This window comes from Mycobacterium pseudoshottsii JCM 15466 (genome assembly GCF_003584745.1).
Taxonomy (GTDB): domain Bacteria; phylum Actinomycetota; class Actinomycetes; order Mycobacteriales; family Mycobacteriaceae; genus Mycobacterium; species Mycobacterium marinum.
The window spans coordinates 3,267,817-3,293,164 of record NZ_AP018410.1; the positions used below are offsets into that span (position 1 = coordinate 3,267,817).

Consider the following 25,348-nt stretch of genomic DNA (forward strand, 5'->3'; position numbering starts at 1 on the left):
CGAATACGGCTGGCACTGAAAAAACTTTCAGTGCCCGCGTTTTCGCCTCCGACGGCAGTCCGGCACGCTGCGCGCGAGGCCAATTGGTCACTCGTAGTACCGGGCTTCGACCACATTGCCGTCCGGGTCTGCGAAGTAATATCCCTGCGGCGCCCATCCCCGGGCGCCATAGCTGCGGTTAAGCCGCGCACTGGTGTCCACACCGGCCGCCTGCAAGCGCTGATCGAGCGCGTCGTATTCGGCTTTCGTCATAGCCAGGCAGACGTGGTTGACCCGATGGCCGGCGCTGCCCGGGCCTCCGGTGAGGGTTTCGGTGTCGGCAACGCTATCCGGCGGCAGCAGGTCGATGATGGAGTCGGCAGAAACCCGCACACTCGGAAACGGTGCGTCTCCAGCCTCGAACTCGCTGACCCGTACCGGCGCAAGCCCCACTACTTGGGTGTAGAAATCCACGGAGGCACGGGGATCTGTCGTCCACAAAACGATGTGGTCCAGCCGCATCACCCTTGTCTACCCGGTCTATACCGCGATGACAAAGCACCGCGGATCCAGGCCATTCGGAAAGCGCACCGGACCCCGGGGTTGACCGACCTGTCGTGTTTCAAGGACGTGTCATGTTCCTGGGAGGGCGGCCGTTAGCCGACTTGGTAGTGGCCGAGCAACCTAGGATGCCGTCACCGACGCCGCCAACACGCTGGCGTTCGCTAGACCGATCGGAGTGACACGAGATGGATTTCGCACTACTACCGCCAGAGATCAACTCTGCCCGGATGTATGCCGGTCCCGGGTCCGGGCCGATGCTGGCCGCCGCGGCGGCGTGGGACGGGTTGGCGGCCGAATTGCATTCGACAGCAAGCTCGTATCAGTTGGTGGTCGCGGGGTTGACTACCGACCCTTGGGTCGGTCCGTCATCAGTGTCGATGGCTGCTGCCGCCGCCTCGTACGTGGCATGGACCAGAATCACTGCCACCCAAGCCGAACAGGCGGCCAGTCAGGCCGCGGCGGCAGTGGCCGCCTATGAGGCAGCGTTCGCGGAGACGGTGCCACCGCCAGAGGTGGCGGCCAACCGCGCTCTGCTGATGATGTTGGTGGCAACCAACCTCTTCGGTCAGAACACCCCGGCAATCGCCAGTACCGAGGCGCAGTACGCCGAAATGTGGGCCCAGGATTCCGCGGCGATGTATGGCTACGCCGGCTCGTCGGCGTCCGCGACGCAGTTGACGCCTTTCGACTCACCGCCGTCGGACACCGCTCCCAGTGGGCTAGCGACGCAAGCGGCGGCAGTCGCCCAAGTCGCCGAGACGTCGGCGGGCAACGTGCAGTCCACCGTGGCGCGCACGCCGCAGGCGTTGGCCGCCGTCCCCAATACGCTCAACAGCCTGGCCGCACCGGCGGCGCTCCCAACGCTGACGCCGCTGGAGCTGCTGGATCTGTTGTCTGACCTCAGCGGGCTGTTCATCGACCCGGAAATTGGCGCAGCGGGACTTGGTGTCGACTCATTTGTCGGGATCACGGCCCTGCCTTACGACATCGTCGGCTATCTGATCGGTGTACACACCGACGACATCGTCAGTGGGTGGGCTGGGCTCGAGACCTGGCCGGGGCTGGCTTCGGTGCCACCAACCCCATTCCCGGCAGCGATCACCAACCTGGGCGGGTCGGCGATATCGGCGGGTTTGGGTGAGGCGAATTCCATCAGTGGGCTCTCGGTACCGTCAGCCTGGACCGTGTCGGCGCCGGCAATACGCACGCTTGCCCTGGAATTGCCCGGCACCAGCGTCGCGGCCGCCGCCGAAGCCTCCAGCGGCGGCCTATTGGGACAGATGGCATTGGCCAGTGTCGCGGGCCGGGCGATCGCCGGCACCGGCGGCCTGGGACGGCGAGACCGGCCCGGCGGCGCTACCACCCGTGATCAGGCAGCGCCGCAGACCGGTGCGCCAACCGGGCCGATCACCAGCATTGCCGCTGAGCTACGTGAGCTGGCGGCCCTGCGCGATTCGGGAATCCTCACCGAGGAGGAGTTCACCGAGCAGAAGCAACGCCTGTTGCCACACTGATCCCGGCAAGCCGAAAGCCGGTGTTGATCGCTGCGCCGAAACCTCTTGCAGCCCAGCATGATTGCAGGTCGCAGCGGCCGAGAACGAACCGCAGGAAGTTCGGGTAAATGGCCGGCATTTCCCCGCGCCGAAATATGCAATTTTCGAGCGCCCGCCGCGTTCTGGACCAGCAATAGAACAATGCAGTGGCGAAATATATCCCAGGTTAACCCTGGAAATTTGGATAAGTATTAATGGGCAATATTTTTGGATCTAGCGCGGCTAAGCCGGCGGGCTTAATCTGTTTCACGTACTGTGCACACTCGCTGACTCCACATCGGATCTTTATCCCAGAAAGAAAGGACGGGCATGACATGTCTGCACGTCACTGGCTAGCCGCCTGCACTGCCCCTGTCGCGGTTGGTGCCGCGCTAGTATTCGGCACCGCTGTCGCCACGGCCGACGCGACCGATGACGCGTTCCTCGCCCAGATGCACAAGCTGGGATTTACCTGGCCAGCGGGCGACGATTCCGACATCGTCTCCATGGGTCACCAGATCTGCGCTGACCGCATGAGCGGCAAGACGCCGGACGCGATAGCCCAGGACATTCACACGACCTTGGGCGAAAAAGGCATTACGTTCGCGGACGTGACATCCATGGTTAGCGCCGCGGAATCAACGTATTGCTCGGATTAGCAAATTGCGGCCACCGCCAACTGTGGCCGTAAGATACAAATAACCTAGTTATCCTTTTTCCTGGCACGCCCCGGCTCCCTCGAGGCGCGCAACCGCTCACTGAGTCGTGCAATTTATTCGGTGATCGCTGCGAAATCCACCCACAAGTGGCGGGGCCCGCGAAATATCTGATTGTGCCGATACGGAGGCGGGTCGACCACCAGCTTGGGGGACTGCACCCGCCGCAGGAAGATCTCCAAGGCGAGGTTGACCTCCAACCGAGCTAGCGGGCCACCCATGCACGTGTGGATCCCGCTGCCCCAACCGAAATGCTCGTTGTCCTCGCGCAGCGGGTCGAACCGATTCGGTTTGTCGAATCGCCGCGGATCCCGGTTGGCCGCGGCGTAAATCAGATGCACCGCCGAACCCGCGGGAATCACCGTTCCGCCGATCTCGATTTCATCGGTGGCGCTGCGGCTGGGGAAGAACTGCACCGCCGACTGCAGTCGCTGCACCTCTTCGATGGTGCGCGGAATCAACTCCGGGCGCTGGCGCACCAGATCCCACGAGCCGGGGTTTCGCAGCAGCGTCATCACACAGTTGGTGATGGTGTTGACCGTCGAGTCATGGCCGGCGACCAGCAACAGCAGGGCGTTGGCGGTTGTCTCTGGCACCGACATCGGACCATCGGGTCCGTCGTCGTGCAGGAGCTTGGACAACAAGCCCTCGCCGGGGGTCTTTGCATAGCTGCGCACCAGGTCGCCCAAATAGTCCGTCAATGCCGCGGTGCTGACCCGGCCTTTCTCGGCCAGCACCTGTCCCTCCTCGGTGTCCCCCTCGGGGCCGAGGTCGGCGCCCGCCATGAAATCGAAGATCCAGGCGTGGAATTTCGGCTCGTCCTCGATCGGCACGCCGAGGATTTTGCAGATCACGGCGACGGGTATGGGGTACGCAAAGTCCTCGACGACGTCTAGGCGGGTGCTACCGCGCGCGCTGGCCTGGCCCAGGAGGTCGTTGGCCAGCCGCACCACGAACGGCTCCATGCTTGGAATCAGATCGGGGGAGTGGGGCGGGGCGAAATGACGCATCACCTGCCGGCGGGCCCGGTCATGATCGGGCGGGTCGGAGACGATGATGCTGGCATCTTGTCCGTAGGCCTGCACGTGTTCGCTGCCCGGTTCGGGCTGGGGGGCTTCACCACCGAAACCCGAAGGGCTTCGGGTGATGTCGGAGCTGATCCGCGGGTCATGAGCCAGGGCGAGCAGTTCGCGGTAGCCCGTGACGACATAGGTCTTCTCGGCAACCTTGGCCACCGGCGTCTTGCGCAACTCGTCGAAATAGGGATAGGGGTTGGGGCGGTTCTCGAACTTCATCGCCTCGGCCCAAGCGGTTTCGGCATTCATCGCCATCTCCTCACATCCTCATGTCACCAGTTGCGCAGCAAGTCAGCCTCGGCGGGGCCGGAATTCGGCACCCCGCGAGGTCGGATCGTGTCCGGTCAGCACCACATCGGGCATTGCGGTCGGTTCGCGTGGGTCCGGGAACCGGGCCGGCATCGGCTCGCAACTGACGGGGCAGTCATAGCCCGGCGGGGGCGGCGGGAAGGGGGGCAGACTGCTCGATCAGGCTCGCGTAGTAGGGCAGCCACTTGCCGTGATCGAACGTGACCGCGCCGACGATGCGGCCGCGGTAGCCGTATGCGGCCGCGAAGCGACGTTGTTCGATCGATCCCTGGGTGAATACGATCTCGTCGCCGAATGAGCACACGCCGACACTCTTGACGTTGACGCCGAACTGCCCCGACCAGAAAGAGGGCAGCGGCAGGTGCGGGCGCCGACCCATTTCCAGGCTGATCATGTTGTTGGCTGCCACCTCGGCACCGAAAACAGCGTTGTCCCAATGCTCTTGAGACATGAATTCGTACTCGTAGAGCACATGCGGGGCCCGCGCTACGTCTCCGGCGACGAAGATGTTGTCGGTCACCACTCCGTTGATGTCGAATGCGCGGCAGCCCGCATCGCAGGCCCCCCCAGAACCCGCTTGCCAGTTGCGCGCCTTCGAGCCATTCGACGTTGCGGATCGAGCCCAGCGAGGCGACCACCACGTCCACGTCGAGCACGGTTCCATCGGAAAGGCGGGCCGCCCGGACGTGTCCTTCCGCGTCGCCCTCGAGGCCTTCTACGGCCACGCCGGTCCGCAGGTCGACTCCGGCTTCCAACTGCATCTTTGCCGCGATATCGCCGATCACGCCGCCAAGCGCACCGACCAGTGGCGCCTTGCCACGCTCGGCCACCGTCACCGGGAGATCGAGATCCCGGCACACCGAAGCGATCTCCGACCCGACAAAACCCGAGCCGACGATGAGCACCCGGCGTGGCCGCCGTTTCAAGGCCGCGGCCAGCTTCTCGGCGTCATCGCAAGTGCGCACCGTGAACAGACCCTCGAGCGCAGCCTCCCGCGGGTTGAACCAGGGGCGCGCCCGGGTTCCGGTAGCGATCAGCAACCGGTCGTACTCCACCCGTTCACCGTTGGCCAACAGCACCTGGCGGGTGGACCGGTCCAGACCCACCGCCGCCACGCCCAACCGCCACTGCGCGTCAACCGGACGCAGCCGGGGCAGCTTCGTGTGGTGTGCCGGCACCCAACCCTTGAGCACCTGCTTGGACAGCGGAGGCCGGTCGTAGGGTTCGTATTGCTCGTCTCCGATGATAGTGAGATGCCCCGCAAAACCCCTGTCCCGCAATGCTTCCGCAGCGCGCAGGCCAGCCAGCGAAGCGCCCACGATGACCACGCGTCCCTGGGCTTTGAAGGTGTCGACGAGTTGGCCGACCAACGACCCCGGGTTCATTTGGTGTCCCGATCTGCCGGCGGGTCCACCTCGAGGATGATCGCCTGCACCGGACACGACGCCGCCGCACGTAACACCCGCTGCCGCTGGGAGTCGTCGGGGTTGGGGTCATATGCCAGCGCTTCCTCGCCGACCAGCTTGAATACCTCGGGCGCCAGCGGGACGCACTGGGCGTAGCCCTGGCACTTGTTGAGATCGACCACCAATCGCATATCCCGACCCGTCGTCTCCGCCGCCTGGTGCCCTCGCGCGCAGAGACTACTGCGTCGCGGCCAACAAGCGCAGAAATAATCGCGATCGGTCCGCTTTACCTCGCACAAGCGGGTGGCCGGAGCGAGTCGATCGCGGCCCCAGACCGGTGCGGGAAGGCGAATCGCGGTGTGACCTGTGCGTAAAACCGGGGTGGGGAAGCGGGTATCTGGATAGTCTTACTCGCAACAACATCAAGGGTTGATGCGGAGGGGAGCGGCGTGTCGCTTCTGGTGGTGGCGCCCGAGTGGCTGACATCAGCGGCTGCAGAATTGCAGAGCATCGAATCGGCGCTGAACGCGGCGAATGCGGCAGCCGCCGTTCCGGCCACGGGCCTGGCCGCCGCAGCGGCCGACGAGGTATCGACCGCGGTCGCGACGTTGTTTGCCGGATTCGGCCAGGAATACCAGGCGATCAGCACGCAGCTCAGCGCATTTCAACAGCAGTTTGCCCTGACCCTGAACTCATCGGCCGGGTCATACGCGGCCGCCGAGGCCCAGTCCGTGTCGGTACTGGACACGCTGGGACGCGACGTGTTCGGGGCAATCAATGCGCCCACCGAAGCGTTGCTCGGGCGTCCCCTGATCGGCAACGGAGCGAATGGGACCGCCACCAGCCCCAACGGGGAAGCCGGCGGGCTGCTCTTCGGCAACGGCGGCATTGGCTACTCCCAGACTGGGTCGGGGATAGTCGGCGGGGCCGGTGGTTCGGCCGGGCTGATCGGCAACGGTGGCGCTGGGGGCACCGGCGGTGCCGGCGCGACCGGTGGTGCCGGCGGCAACGGCGGATGGCTCTTCGGTAGCGGTGGAATCGGCGGGACGGGTGGCGCCAACGCCGGGGGCACCGGTGGGACAGGTGGACTCGGCGGCTCGGCGGGCCTGTTCGGTGGGGGCGGCAACGGCGGCGCCGGCGGCCTCGGCATCAGCGGGGATCTCGGAACGGGCGGTGCGGGCGGCACCGGTGGCTTCTTGCTGGGTGACTACGGGGTCAGCGGTGCGGGCGGTGACGGTCGTACCGTGCCGCTGGAGGTTGTCAACGTCACTGAACCGGTGGTCAACGTCAACGTCAACGGCGGACACAGCACCCCGGTTCTGATTGACACCGGATCCGCCGGACTGGTGATGCAAGTCAAGGATGTCGGCGGCCCACTGGGGCTACTGCGCATGGGGCTACCCAGCGGAATCAGCATGAGCGCCTACAGCGGGGGACTGACCTACCTATTCGCCACGTACCCCACCACGGTGGATTTCGGCAATGGAATCGTCACCTCGACCACCGGTGTCGACGTTGTCCTGTTCTCCATCCCGACGTCGCCGTACGCCTTGACGACTTGGCTCAACGCCTTGTGGAGCAATCCGTTGACCACCCCATTCGACGCATACTTCCAGTCCGCCGGTGTCGACGGCGTGCTCGGGGTCGGCCCCAACGCGGTGGGCCCGGGCCCCAGCATCCCGACTCAGGCGCTGGGCGGAGGCCTGGGTCAGGGGTTGCTCATCGACATGCAGGGCGGCGAGCTCGTGTTCGGCCCCAACCCGCTGACACCCAATTTCTCGGTGAGCGGAGCGCCGATATCCACCCTGTGGGTGTCGGTCAATGGCGGCGCGCCGGTCGCGGTTCCCTCGATCATCGATTCCGGCGGCGTGATGGGAACCATCCCATCCTCGGTGATCGGCTGCTCGACCCTGCCCGCCAACACCAACATCACCGTCTATACCGACTCCACGATGACCAACGAGGTCTACCACTACAGCACGAACGACTACCAGCCGACGGTGATTTCGTCGGGCCTGATGAACACCGGGTTCCTGCCCTTCTGGATGCAGCCGGTGTATATCGACTACAGCCCGGCCGGTACCGGGACGACGGTCTTCAACAACCCGTAGTGGCCTCAGACGATCAACGCGGCCCCGTGCCGCGGCGGCAAGTTCAGTTGAGCTTGCCGGCCGCGAATGAGGCCGCTTGGTCGGTCATCCCGGCCTGAATGTAGGAGACGTGCGCCATGATGTTGCCGCCGCCGGTACAGATCGGGTCATCGGCGGCACACAAGTTGATCGTCTTGGCGCCATAGAGCGGGTTGATCGTCGGCAGCGGTTGACCGCCCCACAACATGCTCGAGAATCCACTCGACGGCTCACCGAACAGGGCGACCGCCGCGACGTTATCGGCCACCGTCGACGGCATCGCGGTGCTGGCCAGATCGATTACCGTCGCCCCCTGCGAGTACCCGCCGAGCACGATCTTGGTGTTCGGGCAGTTGGCGACGGTGCCCTGGATGTGCGCGCTGGCATCGTCGGAACCGAGCGACGCGCTGGTGTGGTAGTCGTCGTTGGCCGGGTAGTTGACCGCGTACACGTCCACTGAGCGCCCGCCGACCTGCGAGGTCAGCGAATCGACGAAAGCCTGCCCGATGTTGCCGAGACCGGGTTCCTGGTGGGTGCCCCGGGCGAAAACCACCGCGACGTCGGAGCACGGGTCGGCAGTGGCGGACGGACTGTAGATGGGTGCGCTCAGCACTCCCAAAGCCACCACCGCGGCACCAAGGATGCGAGCAAAACTGCGTGCGATCATTCCCAAATGCTTACATATCGGCGGCGGGGGTGCCGGTGGGGTCGGAGCTTCCGCACGTCAGGGCCCTAACTGCCGGTGCTGATGCCAGCGCCGTCAATGCGTTGTCAGCGCAGTCCGATGGCGGCCAGGCCCCGTTGGCCGGGGACCACGGCCGCGTCGGTGATCAGGTGGAAGTGTTCCAGGCCGGGGATATGGGTGTGGACTGCGGTGACCCCGTTGGAGCTGGTGTGTAGGTGCCGGAAGTAGGCAGTGAAGCCGCGCGAGTGCAACATCTGCAGCAACTGCTGTAGGTGCTCGTCTGGGGTGGACGCCACGAGGGTGTCGATAAATCCCGTCGCGGACATGGAGGTGGCGAACCTGCTGAGATCGAGCGCCATGGCGGCCTGTAACCCCGGATAGTCAGCCAGTTGACTTATCGCCAGCACACGTTTGGCGGCCTGGCCGGCTCCGGCCCGCTCTTGTTCGAGCTGGACTTGAACCAGCTCGGTTAGGGCCCGATAGACCGAATAGTGCCGCGACAGCGAGGCTCCGCTGCCCAGCAAATACCGGCCTCGGGAACCGGGGGAGTACGCCAAGGTGCTGGGTACTCCCAAGTCGGTGGTGATGTCGATGAGCCAGACCTGGCGGCCGATTCGGTTTTGAACCCGGCGCAGCAGCTCCAGCAGCTCGTTCGGCAAAGTTTCGGTTGCCAGCGCGACCGGCGCATCGGGTTCCTCGGCAAGAAACGTTTTGGCCAGAAACAACGACAATGCGTCGCGCTCGATGGCCTCGTTTATCGCGTGCACGGTGGCTTCGGTGCGGCTCGTGCCGATCGCCGAACCGTTGTTGGACGAATAGCGCGCCACCGCTGTGTAGTCCGCGGTGTCGCCCACCTCGGCACGCCGTTCGGCGGTGGCCGCCTCCGCCCACCATGGATTGGACAGGAACTGCGGTATGGCCAAAGTGTCGCTGCCGTCGATGGTTTGATATCGCCGGCAGGCGATGTGGTTGTCGGGCTGGTCGGCGAGGATGGCCGCGTACGCTTCGCCGGATAGCGCCGAGTGCGCGATTTGCCCGCAGGGCAGTAACTCGATATTGAACGGGGTCAAGCTCTCTCGATGGATCAGGTAGTGCTCGAGCGCTTCGTAGAGGGCACCGACGCGCGCTTCGGCGACTTGGCCCTTGCCGAACCCGATGCCCTGCCGGGCTTGGCTATTGGTGTCGAACAACTCGCAGTGCCACGCGGTGGGGTCACCCCCGTAGTAGCGGAACTGCGCCGTCAGGCCTAGCTCTTCGAGCAAACCCATCCCGTGGGCCTCGGACTCGGTAAGCGGTAGCTGTCGCTCACCGTGCTGGTGTCGGACGTTGGCCGCGCTAGCTGCGATGGTCAACACTTGTCTTGCCCCAATGCATCGTGTTCACAGGAGATCTCCGACCTCCGAAGGGAGGCGCCTTTCCGGGCCCAGGTGTGCGAGCCCCTGAAATTCCGCCTGGAAAGGCGCGGTACGCGCTTTGAAACTTAGGTGCACAGCAACTTCAGCACGGCCTGCTCAGCCGGCGTCAGCTTCGCCTCCGCGTCATCTACGGGCCGGAGCCAAGGCGATCGGGTTGGCCGAACTTTCATCCTCATCATCAATCTCCCTTCGGTGTATACCATACCCCCCTAGGGTAGGGGTAGGGCCTGCCACTTATCCGGGTCAACCTCCACGGGAGGTGAAGTTTGTTGTCAATTACCTGTGTGGATACCCGTGCACAGCGGAGCGCTCGTCGCATCGAGCAACTTTACTCCACCGATGCGCAATTCGCCGCCGCCCGGCCCAGTACGACGGTCGGTATCGCAATCAGCAAGTCCGGGTTGGGATTACGACAGATCATTCAAACGGTGATGGACGGATACCCGCAACGTCCGGCACTTGGGCAGCGGGCGACGCGCGTTGTTACCGATCCGAATACCGGGCGTAGCTCGGCGCAGCTGTTGGCGGAGTTCGAGACCATCACCTACCGGGAGTTGTGGAACCGCACCAATGCATTGACCAACGCATTCGCCGCCGAGGCACTTGCGGATCGCGGTCAGCGGGTCTGTGTGCTGGGATTCGCGAGCATCGACTACGCCACCATCGACTTGGCGCTGACGTTGCTCGGCGCGGTATCGGTTCCGTTGCCGACGAATGCGGCCCGCGCCCAGCTGTGCCATATCGTCTCCGAGACCCAGCCCAGCCTGATCGCCTCGAGTACCGAAAACCTGCCCGATGCAATCTCTTTAGTGCTGTCGCACGGCGCACCACACCGGGTGGTGGTGTTCGACTACCGCCCCGAACTCGACGCACACCGCGAAGCCCTCGAAGCCGCTCGCGCGCGCCTGGCCGCCATCCCGGTGACCGTCGAAAAGCTCACCGCCATCATCGCGCGCGGTCGAACGGTGCGGCCGGCCGAGGCCGATTGCGGCGCCCAGTCCGCTGATGCACCGGCGCTTTTGATCTATACCTCCGGAAGCACCGGGGCACCCAAGGGCGTCGTCTACACCCGCAACCGGGTGGCGGACTTCTGGCGTACCTCGAAAGCCGAGGTCGAACCGACCGAACAACGAACCGCTCCTTCGATCACCCTCAACTTCATGCCGATGAGCCACGCGAACGGCCGCCAGGTGCTCTACGGGACGCTGTCCAACGGCGGCACCGCGTATTTCACGGCCCGCAGCGACCTCTCGACGCTCTTCGATGATCTCGCGTTGGTCCGGCCCACCGAATTGGGCTTTCCACCGCGCATTTGGGACATGCTGTTGGAGAGGTTTGGGCGCGAAGTCGACCGTCGGCTCGGGGACGGCACAGCCGAGGGCGCCGACCCGGGCGCGCTGAAGGCTCGCGTGGCGGCCGACCTACGCCAGGTGCTGCTCGGCGGACGGTATGCGCTGGCGATGATGGGCTCCGCGCCAATCTCCGAGCAGATGAAAGCATCCGTCGAATCCCTGCTCGATCTGGACGTCATGGAGGGCTATGGCTCCACGGAAGCCGGAACGGTCATCATCAACAACGAGGTTCAGCGTCCCCAGGTGATCGACTACAAGCTGGTCGACGTTGCGGAACTGGGCTATTTCCTTACCGACCGGCCATATCCGCGAGGCGAACTGCTGGTCAAAACGCGGACACTGTTTTCCGGCTACTACCGGGACCCCGAAGACGGCGCCCAGGTCTTCGACCCGGACGGCTTCTACCGGACCGGTGACATCATGGCCCAAGTCGGCCCCGATCGGCTCGCCTACCTCGACCGGCGCAACAACGTGCTGAAGCTGTCGCAGGGGGAGTTCGTCGCGGTCTCGCGACTAGAAGCAATATTTGCCAATAGCCCGTTGGTCCGGCAGATCTTCGTCTATGCCAACGGTGCTCGCGCCTACCCACTGGCGGTAGTCGTGCCCACCGAGGACGCACAGTCGCGCCACGGTCGCGCCGAACTCAAGGCCGAGCTCCATACATCGCTGCACCGCGTTGCCATGTCGGCCGGTCTGGCACCCTACGAGATCCCACGCGACTTCATTGTCGAGACAACCCCCTTCACACCGCAGAACGGCCTGCTCACCGCAATCCACAAGCTGGCCCGGCCGCACCTCACGCAGCGCTATGGCGCACGTCTGGAGCTGCTGTACGCCGAGCTGGCCGACAGCCAGACCCGCCGGCTGCACCGATTGCGCCAAACCGGTGGGCGGCTGCCGGCGCTCGAGACCATCAGGCGTGCCGCCGGGGCGCTGTTGGGCACGGCGACCACCGAGCCGCGGCCCGAGGCCCACTTCAAAGATCTGGGCGGGGATTCGGTATCGGCGGTGACGTTCTCCAACCTGCTATACGACATCTACGGTTTCGATGTTCCGGTCGGTGTGATCCTCGGCCCGGCAACCGATTTGCGGGCGCCGGCCAGCCACGTCGAGAGCCGGCGCGGTGCCGGATGGTCGGGGCCCAGCTTCGCGTCGGTGCACGCGCCGCGGGCGACCTCGGTACACGCCGGCGACCTGAAACTGGCCAAGTTCCTGGACACCAAGACGCTCGCAGCTGCCACGAGCCTGCCCGCTGCCGATGCCCGGGCGCGGACGGTACTACTCACCGGCGCAACCGGATTCCTGGGACGCTACCTGGTGCTGGAATGGCTGCGCCGGTTGCGGGCCGTCGGCGGCAAGCTGATCTGTCTGGTGCGAGCCGCGTCCGACGAACAAGCCCGGGTTCGGCTGGATACGGCCTTCGATAGCGGCGATCCGCGGCTGCCCGAGCACTTTCGGCAGCTCGCTGTCGACCGCCTGGAGGTCATCGCCGGCGATAAGAGCGAACCAGGTCTCGGTCTGGACGGCCCAACCTGGCAGCGACTGGCCGACACGGTCGACCTGATCGTCGACCCCGCCACGCTGGTCAACCACGTGCTGTCGTACCGGCAGCTGTTCGCCTCCAACGTGGCGGGCACCGCCGAGTTGCTCCGCCTCGCACTCACCACCAAACGCAAGCCCTATGCCTACGTCTCGACCGTCAGCGTGGCCAACCAGATCGAACCGTCCGCATTCACCGAAGACGCCGACATCCGGGAGATCAGCCGCACCCGAACCATCGATGACAGCTATGCCAACGGCTACACCACCAGCAAGTGGGCCAGCGAGGTGTTGTTACGTGAGGCTCACGATCTGTGCGGACTGCCGGTCACGGTCTTTCGTTGCGACATGATCCTGGCGGACACCAGCTACGCCGGCCAGCTCAACCTCGCCGATACCTTCACCCGGCTGATGCTCAGTGTGGCGGCCACCGGGATCGCGCCCGCCTCGTTCTACCGGCTGGGCCCCGACGGCAAACGCCAGCCCGCCCACTTCGACGGATTGCCCGTCGAATTCATCGCCGAGGCGGTGGCCACCCTGGGGGCGCGGCGCCACGACGGGTTCCAAGTCCACCATGTGGCGAATCCGCACCACGACGGCGTTGGGTTGGACGAGTACGTCGACTGGCTAGTCGATGCCGGTTGCCCCATCCGGCGCATTCCCGACTATGGCGAGTGGCTGAGTCGATTCGAGACGGCGCTGCACGCGCTGCCGGATCGCAAGCGTCGTCATTCACTGCTTCCGCTGCTGCAGAACTATCGAGAACCCGCCGAGCCGATCCGGGGCGGCATCGCGCCCGCACCACGGTTTCGCGGTGCGGTACGGCAGGCGAAAATCGGCCGCGACAACGACATTCCCCATGTCGGCCCGGCGATCATCGCCAAGTACGCCAGCGAACCTGCAGCTTCTCGGCCTGGCTTGAGCGGCGAGCGCCGGGGCGAACCGGCAAATGGCGCCGTGCTCAGCGCCACTTGATGCCGCAGCCGATCGACGGCCGCTGATCGGGCTGCACCGCACGCCCCGCCAAGATGGCATCGACGGCGGCCCGGATGTCGGCGGCCGTCACCGGCAGGTCGTTGCGTGGGCGTGAGTCATCGAGTTGGCCACGGTAGACGAGTCGGCGCTCGCCATCGAACACGAAGGTGTCGGGTGTGCAGGCCGCGGAGAAGGCGCGGGCGACGTCCTGGCTTTCGTCGTAGAGGTAGGGAAACGTCCACCCGTGCCGGCGAGCCTCGGCGGCCATCTGGTCCGGCCCGTCCTGGGGGTAGGTGACCGCGTCGTTGCTGGAGATGCCGACCATCGGCACACCCTGATCCGCCAGATCACGACCGAGCTGCGCGAGCCCGGCGGCGACGTGCTGGACATAGGGGCAGTGGTTGCAGATGAAGGTGACGACAAGCGCAGGACCGGTCAGCTCCTCGAGACTGACCGTGGCTCCGGTGGCCGGGTTGGGCAGTGAGAAGTGCGGTGCGGGGGTGCCCAGGGCAAGCATGGTGGATTCGATAGCCATGTCCGCCAGCGTAGGGCCAAGGGCGTAGCGCGCCACAGGGTTGCCGCGCCGCGGGTTCACGGATCCGATGCCCGGCGGATGGTCGCAATTCGGGTCCGGCGACCGGTTCCTACCGGAACGCTCGATTGCCGTATCTGTCCAGCGAAACGATCTCTGCGACGGGCCGGCGCGTGGTGGGCCCGTACTTACCGATCGGCCATCCAAGCGGCACCACCGCGCATGGCGTCACGTTCCACGGAAGGCCCAACGCACGCCGCGCCAGCACCGTGCTCCACAGCGGCACGGTGATCAGCCCCGCGCCCAGTCCCGCCGCACGCGCGGCCAGTAAGAGGTTCTGCACGGCGGGATAGATGGAACCGTAGGCGCTGCTGGTCGATATCCGCGGCCAGGGCGCGATGACGCCCCTGAGGCAGGCCACCACGACAACCGGGATTTCTTCGAAGTGGTCCGCCTGCCATTGCACGGCCTTCTGCAGCCGCAGCATCTTCTCGTCGCCTCGGCGCGCGATGGAACGCCGGTAGATCGGGCCGAACAGTTGCATGGCGCGGCGATTGAGGCGGCCCAGTTTGGCGACCACCTCGCGGTCCTTGACGACGATGAACTCCCAATTCTGCGCGTTGGAACCGGTCGGCGCCTTCATGGCCAGCTCCAGTAGATGCAGTACCAGCGAGTTGTCTACCGGGTCGCTCTTGAGCCGTCGAATCGACCGTTGTGTGCGCATCGCGTCTTCCAGCGGCATGGTCAAAGGCTCTGCCTGCGTCATAACCCCGATTCCAGCACAACCAAGCCCCGGTAGCCGAGCATGCCGGAGCGATTGGGTGCGGTCTCGACGCCGCGCCCAATAATGATTAGGCTCCTAACTATGTCCGGGACGCGCAAGGTTCCTCAGCTGCCGCAGCCGATCGAGACCACCAGGCAAGAGACGCTGAAATGGGTCGCCGCGTCCGCACCCGGACTCGCCGTCGACGACGCGGAACTGGGCACCGCGTTGTTTGCCGGTTCGGTTCGGCTGGTGCGGACCGTCGAAAGCCACCTGCAGCGGTACGGCCTGTCGTCCGGCCGGTTCGCGGTGCTCATCACATTGGGCGCGGCGCCAGAGGGCCGCCATACGCCCTCGGCGATCGCCGAACGCATCGCCGTACGACGACCCACCGTGACCGGGATCGTGAACGGATTGGAAAGCGCCGGACTGGTGCGCAGGAGCGCCGATCCGACAAGCCGGCGCAATCAGCTGGTGGAACTGACCGAGCGGGGGCGCCGGCTCGTCGCAGAAATCGCGCCCGACCATTTTGGGCGGTTAGCCGCGGCGATGGGGGAGTTCACGCCGGCCGAACGGGACACTCTGCGCGCCGCGATGGGCCTGCTGGACCGATTCGGTGAAGTCCTGCTCGACGAAAGGGATGCATGATGCTCGCGCTGCTCTACGTTCTGGCCCTGGTCGCACTCGTCGTCAGCACCGGCGCGTTCTATCTGACGCTCATCCCGGCTTTTCCCGCCCCCTGGGTCTACTACCACTACCGGGTGCGTAAGCCTGCGGTGTGGACTTTGTTCGCCGTGGGCGTTCTCGTCGTCGGGTGGGCGGCCCTTCGGCAGGGGACGTTTCCACTCGCCGCGCTGTGGCCTCTGCTGCTATTGGCGCTGGCAACGGTGTTCACCTACCGCCTGCACCAGGAGGTGGTGTTCCCCGCGGTGGACTTCCCGCCGATGGCACCGGATGCGCTGCGGCTGCCCCTGCACGACGACATGCAACTGGCCCTGATCGAGTACCAGGGAGTCAGCAAGGCGTACCCGCTCGACTATGTGATCCACCACCACATCGTCAACGACCGCTTCGGCGAGGCCACCGTTTCGCTGACGTACTGCGCCATGTGTCGCAGCATCATTCCGTTCGACGTCACCGACATCGGACCGCTGTTCGTCGGCTCCTTCAAGAACGCCAACATGATCGTCGCGGACCGGCGCACCAAGACGTTCTTCCAACAGGGCACCTTCAGCTCGATCGTCGGCCCGCTGCATCCGCACACGCTGAACATGATTTCGTTTCAGATCCTTTCCTGGGCCGATGTGAAACAGCTCGAGCCGCTCCCACAGGTTGTCGACGTCACCGAGAAGGATCTGCGGCCGTTCGAGCTGCCCATCCACGGAGTGTGGCGGCGGATCCTCGCCAGCCAGGCCACACCGGGATTGCGGCGCGAGGACCGCGATCAGTCGATGCCAGCCCGCACCCGGGTCGTCGGCGTTCTGGAGTCCGCAGGCCGCCCGAGCCCGGTCTATGTCAAGGACAAGCTGCTCGAGCATGGCGTGGTGAAGGACCCGGAGACGGGCTGCTACCTAGTCGCGGTGCACGGTGCCGTCAACGGTTTCCGGGCCCGCGTCGATGGACACGACGTCGCTCTGAGCCTCGGTGCGGACCTGCTGCTGCACGACAAGACCAGCGCAACAACCTGGGACCTCACCGGACACCGTGTTCGCGGTCGGCTCAATGCGAACCTCACGCCCATCGCGGTCTCCGACGAGTACTGGTTTTCCTGGAAGTACGTTCACCCCGATACCCGGGTGATCGACGTCTGAGCGCTCCGCGCGGGGCCCGCCGCACGGAGAACCCCACCCCGGCGGTCGAGATTGGGCCGTCCGTCGATGTCGCACCGGACCTGCCCGCGGGCCAATGACAGACCACGGGCCGCGGCAGCCACCCGGCTAGGCTTTCGAATATGCCGCTGAACGAAGGTGACATTTTCGCCGGATACGTCATTCAGCGGCTGCTCGGCACCGGCGGCATGGGTGAGGTCTACCTCGCCCAGCATCCCCGTCTGCCCCGTCTGGACGCCCTCAAGATCCTGTCCCTCGACGCCACCGACGACGACGAGTTCCGCGCCAGATTCACCCGTGAAGCCGAGCTCGCGGCCACACTGTGGCATCCGCACATCGTCGGCGTGCATGACCGCGGCGAGTTCGACGGCCGGCTGTGGATCTCGATGGACTATGTGGACGGTACCGACGCCCGCCACCTGGTGGAACAGCGCTACCGGTCCGGAATGCCGCTGGAAGACGTCATCGAGATCGTGACCGCGGTGGCCGAAGCGCTGGACTTTGCGCATGAGCGTCGCCTGCTGCACCGAGACGTCAAACCGGCGAATATCCTGGTCACAGAGCCATCCGAGAGCGCCCGGCGCCGGGTACTGCTGACCGATTTCGGTATCGCCCGCGAAATCGATGACAAGCACCGTCTGACCGAGGCCCAAATCGCCATCGGCACCGTGGCCTACGCAGCACCCGAACAGCTTACCGGTAAGCCGCTTGACGGTCGCGCCGACCAATACGCGCTGGCGGCGACGGCCTTCCACCTGCTGGCCGGTGTGCCACCCTTCGATCACTCGAATCGCGCCGTGGTGGTCGGCCAACACCTCAACATGCCTCCGCCCCGGATCTCCAAGCACCACCCCAAACTCGCGCACCTTGATGCCGCGTTCGCCAAGGCGCTGGCCAAGGATCCCGATGATCGGTATCCCCGGTGCATCGATTTCGCCAAGGCTCTTGCCGCGGGGCCCGGCAGCATCGCCGAGCACCAGGCCCGCCGCGGCGCCACATCCACCGAGCCGTTCGACGTCAACGCGGAGATGTCGGCCGAAGCGTTAGAACCCGCACGTCCGTCCGGCACGGCCCCGTCGGCGCAAGCTCAGCCACACCCGTCAGAGGCAGGCGTGTCCACCGCTTCACTCGGTGCTGCCGACCAGCCCGGTGCCGGCAAGGCGCGTCACACCAAGCGGCTGGAGCGCATGACGGTGGACGGCACCGCCGTCTCGGTCCAGAAGCGACCGGCCGGACCCGAGCAGGATGAAGAAGTCTGGTTGTTCTGCGTGCAGCGCTACGAGTCGACCGGCGAACCACACACCGTCATTCCGGTCGAATTGCGCGGCACGTCAATCACCGGGCAACTCGCCAACGGCGACGCGGTCGGGGTCAGCGGAATCTGGGATGGCAGCACGCTGTTCGCCGATGCGGTCGTCAACTACACCGCCGCAAATCGGGGCCGACGGCGATCGTCGGCATTGAAGGTCGAGGGGGGCCTGAAAGAGGACGAGGCCAGCGCACCGGCCAGACCCCCCGGTTCGAAGTCACGCAAAGGCCGGGCCTTCGCAATCGTCGCGGCGCTGCTGGCGCTCGCGGCGATTGCGGTGGCCGCTGTCTTAACCCACGGGTTCGGGTTGTGGTCGACCAGCGAACCGGGCCCGGTGGTGAAAGCGCAGCAGGCCACCGTGTTCTCTCCGGGTGGTACACCCGATCATCCCGGGCAGGCCGGCCTCGCCATCGACGGCGACCCGAACTCGGCGTGGCCAACCGACACCTATGTCGATGCGACCCCGTTCCCCGCCTTCAAGCAGGGGGTGGGTCTGATACTGCGGCTTGCCAAGCCGACCGCGCTGAGCGAGGTGACCATCGACGTGCCCAGCACCGGGACCGAAGTGCAGATCCGTGCGGCCGGCAGCGCGACTCCGGCCAGCCTGTCCGACACCACTGCGCTGACGCCCAACGTGGCACTTCATCCGGGGCACAACCGCATCCGGGTGGACAGCACGACGAAAACGGCCAATGTGCTGGTGTGGATCAGCAAGCTGGGCACAACCAAGGGGGAGAGCCGTACCGCGATCTCCGACATCACGCTGCGCGCACGCTAATCCAGCACTCTCGCCCATGGCGGACCCGCCATGGCTATCTCGCCGATGAGCGCCCGCCGGCAGGACGGTTGAGAGCTGACCGGCGCTACTCGGCCTCGTCCGCCGGGCGCAGCACCGACGACAGTTGCAGTCTTCAGGTTGGTTTCAGATCGCCTCTGTATCAACACACATATGACAGGATTCGCGCACTTCACCGCAACGACTGCCCTAGTAATCGCCGGCTTCAGGGTAGTCGGTTCGGGTATGGCCACCGCTACCCAAGCCGGGGCAGCCATCGCCCAAGACAGCCCGAAAATTGAACTGTCCGGTCTTGCGGAGTTCGGTCCCCAAGGACCCAACCCGCGCGACCCCGGCCCAGGTTGGCCAGGCGGTCCGGGCGGACCCGGCGGACCCGGCGGACCCGGCGGACCCGGCGGACCCGGCGGACCCGGCATGGGCGAGCTTGGGCCCGGTGGCCCCGGCGGCCCCGGCGGACCGGGTGGACCGGGTGGCCCCCCTGATCCAGCCGGACCGGGCGGACCCGGCGGTCCCGGTATTGGCGGATTCGGTCCCGGCGGACCGGGCGGGCCCCCTGATCCAGCCGGACCGGGCGGACCCGGCGGCCCGGGCGGACCCGACGGACCGCCCCCCGCTGGTCCCGCTGTCAACGGTCACGGGCTTGGCGGGCAGTCGCAGTCCCCAACCGCGGTGTAGGCGGTCCAACAACGAACGGATCCGTCGCGCACCGGAGCGGGCCGGGATCGTCGGCATGCCACCTGCAAAAATTCGTCCTCGTCTCGGGGCAAAACCCGCGTAGGCTCCACGATGTCAAGGACACATCGCAGGTCAGGGGCGCAGCATGGATGTCGACATCGAGAGCAACGCCGAAGATGCCCGTCGGCTACGCGAATTCTCCGCTTTCGACGCCTTCTCCGATGCTGAGCTGGAGCGTGTCGTGGAGGCGGCACAGCGCATTTCGCAGTCCGTGCCGTGGCCTTTGATCCGCGAACAGACTCCATCAGATGCCTGCTACATCCTGCTCAGAGGGGAGGCCGGCGTTTACGTCGGCCGGGACCGCATCGCCGTACTAAGGCCCGGCGAAGTGATCGGTGAATCTGCGCTTCGCCGTGGGAAACTGCGGTCTGCGACAGTAACGACAACCGGCCCGGCCGAGGTATTGCGAATCGGCCGCGACGATCTCGCCCGCCTGCTTGATGAGATTCCCGCACTGCGCGAGACCATGGAGGCCACCACCGCTCGGCATGTGCCGGTAGCCCAGCCGCCGAAGCCAAAACCCGAACGCTCACCGCTGAATGCCTCGGCGCCGACGGAAGTGGTCGAACGTTTCGAGCAGGCAGCCGCCGCTGCCGGGGTGAGCGTCGGGGCCGCGCTCGAGGATGCGCTCACCCAGTGGATCGACCGGAACCAGTAGGCGTAGGCGGTCATCGACCCAGGTCTGCGGGCTAGTCCGGCGAGGGCGCCGGGTCGCCATCCCAGGTGCTCGGCATCGCAGGTGTTCGCGGGCCGTCGTCGTACCCGTCACCGGCCAACTTGATCAACCCGGCTGCGGTGCGGTCGCCGGATTTGCCGGCGACACCGGAGAACCCGAAAGTCCCCGCACTACCTGCCAAGCCGGACGCGGTGGTGATTCGCTCGCTGCCCGTCATCGAGTCGGGAGCCGTCTCCGATTCCAAATCCATGTACTCAAAGCCGCGGCCGAGCTGGCCGACCTTCGTGCGCCGGCGGCGCTGCGAGCGAGCCGGCTCCGATGGGGCCGGCGCGACGACCGGCACCTCGGCACCATCGGGCCGCGGGGCCTTCTTGCGGGCGCTGGCACGTGCGGCGCTCTTGGCATCCGCGCCCAGGCCACCCACCATGTAGCCGAAATTCTCCATCCCCACTCCCAGACCAGCACCGCTTACCGGCGGTGGTGCGGTCGACGGCGGTGGCGGCGGAGCCTGCGTGAGGGTAAGGGTGCTCGCGTCCCCGGGTGCTGGCGCCGGGGGAGTGGGCGGGACGTTGGGGGTTAGCGCGACCGGCGGAGCGGCGGGCGCGGCGACCGGTAGCGCCGGTGGCGGCACGGCGACCAGCGCCGCCAACCCCTTGGCACCAAGCGGCACCAGCACCGCGCCGGCCGCCAACGGCACCAGCGGAGCGGCCAACATCGGTGCCAGGGCCGCGAGAAGCACAGCGGTCTGCTCCAGCAGGGTCTTCAGCAGCGCGATCGTATCGGTGATGATCGTGCCAATGGCTTCCACGCTGGTGAACAAGATGGTGAGGCCAATGGTCATGGGATTGCCCGACGCGAACGCGGCGGCAAGGTCGGCACCGATGAATGCGAACGTTTGTGACAGGAGGGTGACATACGTAGCAAAGTCCATCGGGTAGCCGAGGGCGAAGGCGATGTTGAGCGGGCTGAGGTAGGTGAGCGGATTGCCGAGGGTGAGCAGATACGGGTCAAATCCGGAGAACAGCGCCTGCAGGAAGGGGATGTTCGCCAGCCAATCGACGAACGCTTGATCAGCTTGTTGTAGAGGTCGACATACCCGATGTCCTTGAGCCATTGCAGAAACTGGCTTTGCCGGTCGGGAGGTAGCTCCGCTGCCTGTGCGGCGGCAGCCGCCGGCGCGGCGGCGTTCATGATCGGCGGGGCCGGGGCGGGCTGCGGCGCGGCAGCCACCGCCGTGGCCGAGACGTCCTGGTAGCCGCCCATGACCGCGGCGGCCTGAATCCACATCCGCACGTAATCCGCTTCGTTGACCGCGATTGGGATGGTGTTGATGCCGAAAAAATTTGTGACTACCAGCCCCGTATGGATCGTGTGGTTGGCCCCCAGCTCCGCCAATGTCGGCATCGCCGCCAGGGCGGCGGTGTAGGCGGCGGCAGCGGTTTGCTGCTGACCGGCCATTGCAGCGCTGTTGGCGCTGGCCTATATCAGCCACATCAGATATGGCACGTGGGCCGCCACGTAGATTTCGGCGGTCAGACCGTCCCACGCTCCGGCCTGTACGGCGGCTAGCAGAGCGGCAAGTTCCTCCGCCGCCTCGGCGTAGGTGATGCTCAGCGAAGTCCACTCGCCCGCGGCCACTAGCAACGAACCGGGGCCCGGGCCGCTGCTCAACAGGGCCGAATGCACCTCTGGCGGCGCCGCCATCCAGATCGGCGCGGTCATCGATCACCACCAGCGAACCGATGCTCACCGATGTGAGGCGCGGCCGACATCCTGACGGTGTGGGCACGTGGGGCCATCAATAGTCCTCCGGTACGACGGGATGCCCGCGCCTGGTGAACCGTGTTAGCCGCTAGAGCCGATGAATGGCGCCGTCTGCCCGGCACCGTGTCTGCATACCTACGACCATCCGCCCAATCCACGAGGCGACGCGCGCCGAACACAACGTGCCCGGCGCAACTGGCAGGTCTTCGGACTCGCAGGCCCGCACCGACGATGGTGCTCCTACTAACCGTCGCTTCCCAGTCCCAGGCTGTGGGGCCAGTGCCGATGACGGTGTTCGTTCCTGCATACCGCTGCGGGACAGTCCCGGATTCCCACCGGGTTCCCTCTCACGACGAAGCTGCGAAAGCCTCCGCCGCTTGATGCCGACAACACTCAGAATGCCGCCAGCAAACCAGCTGCGCGGCTTAGATTACTCGACGCGCACGCTTTGGGCCCAACGCTCACACCTAAATCACAGCGGGAAGCCAGGCGGATAGGCGACGCTGTTGCGGATTGAGATCCAAATGTAGGTGGGGTGCCCCCCAGGGCTCCGGCGTTGTTGATTGGCAGGCTTGTGAGCTGGGTTGATGATCTTTGGTGCCGCGCTATTGGGGCCGGAGTGTAGGCACGGGCTATCTGGAGAACGATCGAGTTGGTTACTGTTCGTCGTTGGTCTGGAGTTGCCCGTGCCTACCGTTTCAGTATTGCGTGTGTCGTCGGTTCCAGAGGTGTTCGACCGCTGGAGTCCTGGTGAGCGCAGCGAGCTCATCGGATCGGAGTTTCTCGATGTGTTGGCCTCGGTGCCAGACCCGAGGGGCCCACGCGGTCGGAGGTATTCGCTGGTGGCTTTGTTGGCGATCGCGGTTCTGGCCACTGCCGCGGGGATGCGCGGCTATGCTGGTTTTGCCACATGGGCGGCCACCGCTCCCGATGATGTGTTGGCCCAATTAGGGGTCCGGTTCCGGCGGCCCAGTGAGAAGACCTTCCGCGCTGTTTTGTCTCGGCTAGACCCCGCCGACCTCAACGCCAGGATGGGCAGTTACTTCACTGCACACGCGGCTAGCAGCGACCCCAGTGGATTGGTGCCGATCGCGTTGGACGGCAAGATGCTGCGTGGTGCTTTACGCGCCAAAGCGACAGCCACGCATCTCGTGTCGGTGTTCGCCCACCGTGCCCGATTGGTGCTCGGTCAACTCGCTGTCGCCGAGAAAAGCAATGAAATTCCCTGCGTACGCGCCCTGCTCACGCTGCTGCCGGGTAGCTTGCGGTGGCTGGTCACCGTGGATGCGATGCATACCCAGGTTGTCACCGCGAAGTTGATCTGCGCCACCTTGAAGTCGCACTACCTGATGATCGTCAAGTCCAACCAAGCCAAAATATTTGCGCGTATCACCGCGCTGCCCTGGGCCGAGGTGCCCGCAGCCGCTACCGACGACTCCCGCGGCCACGGCCGTGTCGAGACCCGCACCCTGCAAATCATCGCCGCTGCACGAGGAATCGGCTTCCCCTACGCAAAACAAATCATCCGGATCACTCGTGAACGCTTGATCACCGCCACCGACCAGCGCAGCGTGGAGGTGGTCTATGCCATTTGCGGCCTGCCGTTCGAGCACGCCCGCCCTACCGCGATCATGACCTGGATGCGTCAACACTGGGGAATCGAGAACAGCCTGCACTGGATACGCGACGTCACCTTCGACGAAGACCGTCAAAGGGCACATACCGGAAACGGCGCACAGGTCCTAGCAACGCTACGCAACACCGCGATCAATCTGCACCGCCTCAACGGCGCCGACAACATCGCCGAAGCCTGCCGGATCACCGCTTTGACCGCCAACCGCCGCCTAGACCTCCTCAATCCACAATTCCCCAGCTCACAAGCCTGCTAATCATCAACGCCGGAGCCCTGGGGTGCCCCCCTCGGCGGCAGCATCAAATCCGTTCGAGGGGGAGCGGCTGGAACAGCCATGTTGGCGACGAGTTTGCTGAGGTTGGGTCACAACTGCCGTGACCGGGCTTCATATTCGCCGCCGCCGCGCTGGCATCGGTGATAATGGCCGAAGTGTGGACGTCCAATGATGCTGATGCTCGACCGGCCCAGAGGTGGCTGTTCGCGAGGTCACGGATGCGAGGCTCCCTAGGCCCGGTAGCCGCGTGAACGCCTACCTGCATCAGCGATTCCCCGAGCTGCGCACCACCCTCGAGCGCGTCACCCTCGGCGACGGTCCCACACCCGTGCGCCCCCTGTCCCATCTGATCAGCGCTTGCCCGTCGATCTGGATCAAAGACGACGGCGCCTACGGCAACGGGGGCTGGGGCGGCAACAAAGTCCGCAAACTGGAATGGCTGCTGCCCGAAGTAAGGCGCCAACGGCGAAGCACGATCCTGACCTTCGGTGGGCTGGGCACCAACTGGGGACTCGCGGCCACGCTCTACGCCGCCGAGCTGGGCATTCACACCGCTCTGGCACTCATCGACCAGCCGGTAGACGAGCATGTCGAAGCCCAGCTCGACCGCCTTCGGGCATCCGGTGCCGACATCTATCTGACGCGCTCCAAGGCACGAACGGTGGCCGCCGCCCCGTACCTATACCTGCGCCACCGACGTCCCTACCTGCTACCGGCCGGCGGGTCCTCACCCCTGGGAGTCATCGGCTATGTCGAGGCAGCATTCGAACTCGCCGCGCAGCTTAGAGACGGTGCGCTGCCGACGCCATCGTCGATCGTCACCGCGGTCGGGTCTGGGGGTACGGTGGCCGGCCTGCACCTGGGCCTCACGCTCGCCGGCCTGACCGATATTCAGGTGATCGGCGTCGTTGTCAACGACAAGCTCCGACTCGACCATCGATCGATCACATCGCTGGCTCGACGGGCCGCACGTCTGCTGCAAGATCGCGGCGCCAAGCTACCGTCCATCGACCTGCCTGCCGAACGGCTGACCCTGCTGCGCGACTGGCTGGGGCCCGGTTACGGCCACCCGACCAGCCAGGGGACTCTGGCACTGAAACTCGCGCGCGAATCCGAGCATCTCGATCTCGAACCCGTCTACACGGCCAAAGCGATGGCCGCCCTGCTCGACCTGACCACCAGCGGCCGGCTGCCAGTGGGACCGACGCTCTACCTGCACACCAACGGGCCGCGGTAGCGCGCACCGGGGTGCCGTGTTGCACCCCGGTGCCGCCCGCACTGCTACGCCAAGGTGGGTGCCCCTTACCCGCCCTCGCCATCACGGATCTGCACGTGGTGATGTGCTGTGTGCTGTGCCCTA

General features: G+C 65.7%; 16 protein-coding genes, 3 pseudogenes and 1 riboswitch. Of the genes and pseudogenes, 10 read left to right on the forward strand and 9 right to left on the reverse strand.

Annotated features, from left to right (window positions below; all coding sequences use genetic code 11):
- Positions 1-87: 87 nt before the first annotated feature.
- Entirely contained in the window at positions 88-501 is a 414-nt protein-coding gene (locus tag MPSD_RS14920; RefSeq protein WP_015355779.1) for a VOC family protein, read from the reverse strand.
- 227 nt (positions 502-728) lie between these two features.
- Between MPSD_RS14920 and MPSD_RS14925 the strand changes: the two genes are divergently transcribed.
- Positions 729-2,057, forward strand: coding sequence for a PPE family protein, SVP subgroup (locus MPSD_RS14925; RefSeq protein ID WP_086085409.1), 1,329 nt, complete (start codon positions 729-731; stop codon positions 2,055-2,057).
- Between the two features lie 353 nt (positions 2,058-2,410).
- Positions 2,411-2,734, forward strand: a complete 324-nt coding sequence (locus MPSD_RS14930) for a DUF732 domain-containing protein (protein WP_020725423.1) — start codon at positions 2,411-2,413, stop codon at positions 2,732-2,734.
- A 113-nt stretch (positions 2,735-2,847) separates the two neighbouring features.
- On the opposite strand, the gene MPSD_RS14935 is transcribed toward MPSD_RS14930, so the two are convergent.
- From MPSD_RS14935 to MPSD_RS14945, 3 genes and pseudogenes are all read right to left on the reverse strand, one after another.
- Positions 2,848-4,116: a cytochrome P450 gene (locus MPSD_RS14935; RefSeq protein ID WP_232022531.1), complete on the reverse strand. Its 1,269-nt coding sequence runs from the start codon at positions 4,114-4,116 to the stop codon at positions 2,848-2,850.
- Between the two features lie 42 nt (positions 4,117-4,158).
- Positions 4,159-5,561, reverse strand: a pseudogene (locus tag MPSD_RS30860) (NAD(P)/FAD-dependent oxidoreductase).
- Positions 5,558-5,773, reverse strand: a complete 216-nt coding sequence (locus MPSD_RS14945; RefSeq protein WP_015355775.1) for a ferredoxin — start codon at positions 5,771-5,773, stop codon at positions 5,558-5,560. The pseudogene MPSD_RS30860 and the gene MPSD_RS14945 overlap by 4 nt, the downstream one beginning before the upstream one ends.
- A gap of 258 nt (positions 5,774-6,031) precedes the next feature.
- Between MPSD_RS14945 and MPSD_RS14950 the strand changes: the two genes are divergently transcribed.
- Positions 6,032-7,693 carry a PecA family PE domain-processing aspartic protease gene (locus MPSD_RS14950; protein WP_086085408.1) on the forward strand — a complete coding sequence of 554 codons (1,662 nt, stop codon included), beginning with the start codon at positions 6,032-6,034 and terminating at the stop codon, positions 7,691-7,693.
- Between the two features lie 43 nt (positions 7,694-7,736).
- Here the strand turns inward: MPSD_RS14950 and MPSD_RS14955 are convergent, their stop codons facing one another.
- Positions 7,737-8,378: a cutinase family protein gene (locus MPSD_RS14955; RefSeq protein WP_086085407.1), complete on the reverse strand. Its 642-nt coding sequence runs from the start codon at positions 8,376-8,378 to the stop codon at positions 7,737-7,739.
- 104 nt (positions 8,379-8,482) lie between these two features.
- Complete coding sequence (locus MPSD_RS14960) at positions 8,483-9,751, reverse strand: YcaO-like family protein (RefSeq protein WP_020787304.1); 1,269 nt, start codon at positions 9,749-9,751, stop codon at positions 8,483-8,485.
- 344 nt (positions 9,752-10,095) lie between these two features.
- Here MPSD_RS14960 and car point away from each other — a divergent pair.
- Positions 10,096-13,624 (forward strand): annotated as a pseudogene (gene car, locus MPSD_RS14965) (carboxylic acid reductase).
- A 39-nt stretch (positions 13,625-13,663) separates the two neighbouring features.
- Here car and MPSD_RS14970 read toward each other — a convergent pair.
- A complete protein-coding gene (locus MPSD_RS14970) occupies positions 13,664-14,212 on the reverse strand; it encodes a thioredoxin family protein (protein WP_011740216.1) in 549 nt (182 codons plus the stop codon).
- A gap of 109 nt (positions 14,213-14,321) precedes the next feature.
- Positions 14,322-14,951 (reverse strand): nitroreductase family protein, encoded by a 630-nt coding sequence (locus tag MPSD_RS14975; RefSeq protein WP_020787300.1) that lies wholly within the window; start codon positions 14,949-14,951, stop codon positions 14,322-14,324.
- 123 nt (positions 14,952-15,074) lie between these two features.
- Between MPSD_RS14975 and MPSD_RS14980 the strand changes: the two genes are divergently transcribed.
- From MPSD_RS14980 to MPSD_RS15000, 4 genes are all read left to right on the forward strand, one after another.
- Positions 15,075-15,620: a MarR family winged helix-turn-helix transcriptional regulator gene (locus MPSD_RS14980; RefSeq protein WP_012394635.1), complete on the forward strand. Its 546-nt coding sequence runs from the start codon at positions 15,075-15,077 to the stop codon at positions 15,618-15,620.
- The gene (locus tag MPSD_RS14985; RefSeq protein ID WP_036427294.1) at positions 15,620-16,783 is read left to right on the forward strand and encodes a DUF3179 domain-containing protein; all 1,164 of its coding nucleotides are present in this window, start codon (positions 15,620-15,622) and stop codon (positions 16,781-16,783) included. The genes MPSD_RS14980 and MPSD_RS14985 overlap by 1 nt, the downstream gene beginning before the upstream one ends.
- Positions 16,784-16,923: 140 nt before the next feature.
- A complete protein-coding gene (locus MPSD_RS14990; protein WP_086085406.1) occupies positions 16,924-18,888 on the forward strand; it encodes a serine/threonine-protein kinase in 1,965 nt (654 codons plus the stop codon).
- Between the two features lie 838 nt (positions 18,889-19,726).
- Positions 19,727-20,299 (forward strand): cyclic nucleotide-binding domain-containing protein, encoded by a 573-nt coding sequence (locus tag MPSD_RS15000; protein ID WP_011740220.1) that lies wholly within the window; start codon positions 19,727-19,729, stop codon positions 20,297-20,299.
- A 31-nt stretch (positions 20,300-20,330) separates the two neighbouring features.
- On the opposite strand, the pseudogene MPSD_RS15005 reads toward MPSD_RS15000, so the two are convergent.
- Positions 20,331-22,039 (reverse strand): annotated as a pseudogene (locus MPSD_RS15005) (PPE domain-containing protein).
- Between the two features lie 222 nt (positions 22,040-22,261).
- Positions 22,262-22,474, reverse strand: a riboswitch (cobalamin riboswitch).
- Between the two features lie 293 nt (positions 22,475-22,767).
- On the opposite strand from MPSD_RS15005, the gene MPSD_RS15015 reads away from it, so the two are divergent.
- Both MPSD_RS15015 and MPSD_RS15020 read left to right on the forward strand, forming a co-directional pair.
- Positions 22,768-23,970, forward strand: a complete 1,203-nt coding sequence (locus MPSD_RS15015) for an ISAs1-like element IS2404/ISMul1 family transposase (protein WP_420811927.1) — start codon at positions 22,768-22,770, stop codon at positions 23,968-23,970.
- A 265-nt stretch (positions 23,971-24,235) separates the two neighbouring features.
- The gene (locus MPSD_RS15020; protein ID WP_012394641.1) at positions 24,236-25,225 is read left to right on the forward strand and encodes a 1-aminocyclopropane-1-carboxylate deaminase/D-cysteine desulfhydrase; all 990 of its coding nucleotides are present in this window, start codon (positions 24,236-24,238) and stop codon (positions 25,223-25,225) included.
- Positions 25,226-25,348: the final 123 nt, after the last annotated feature.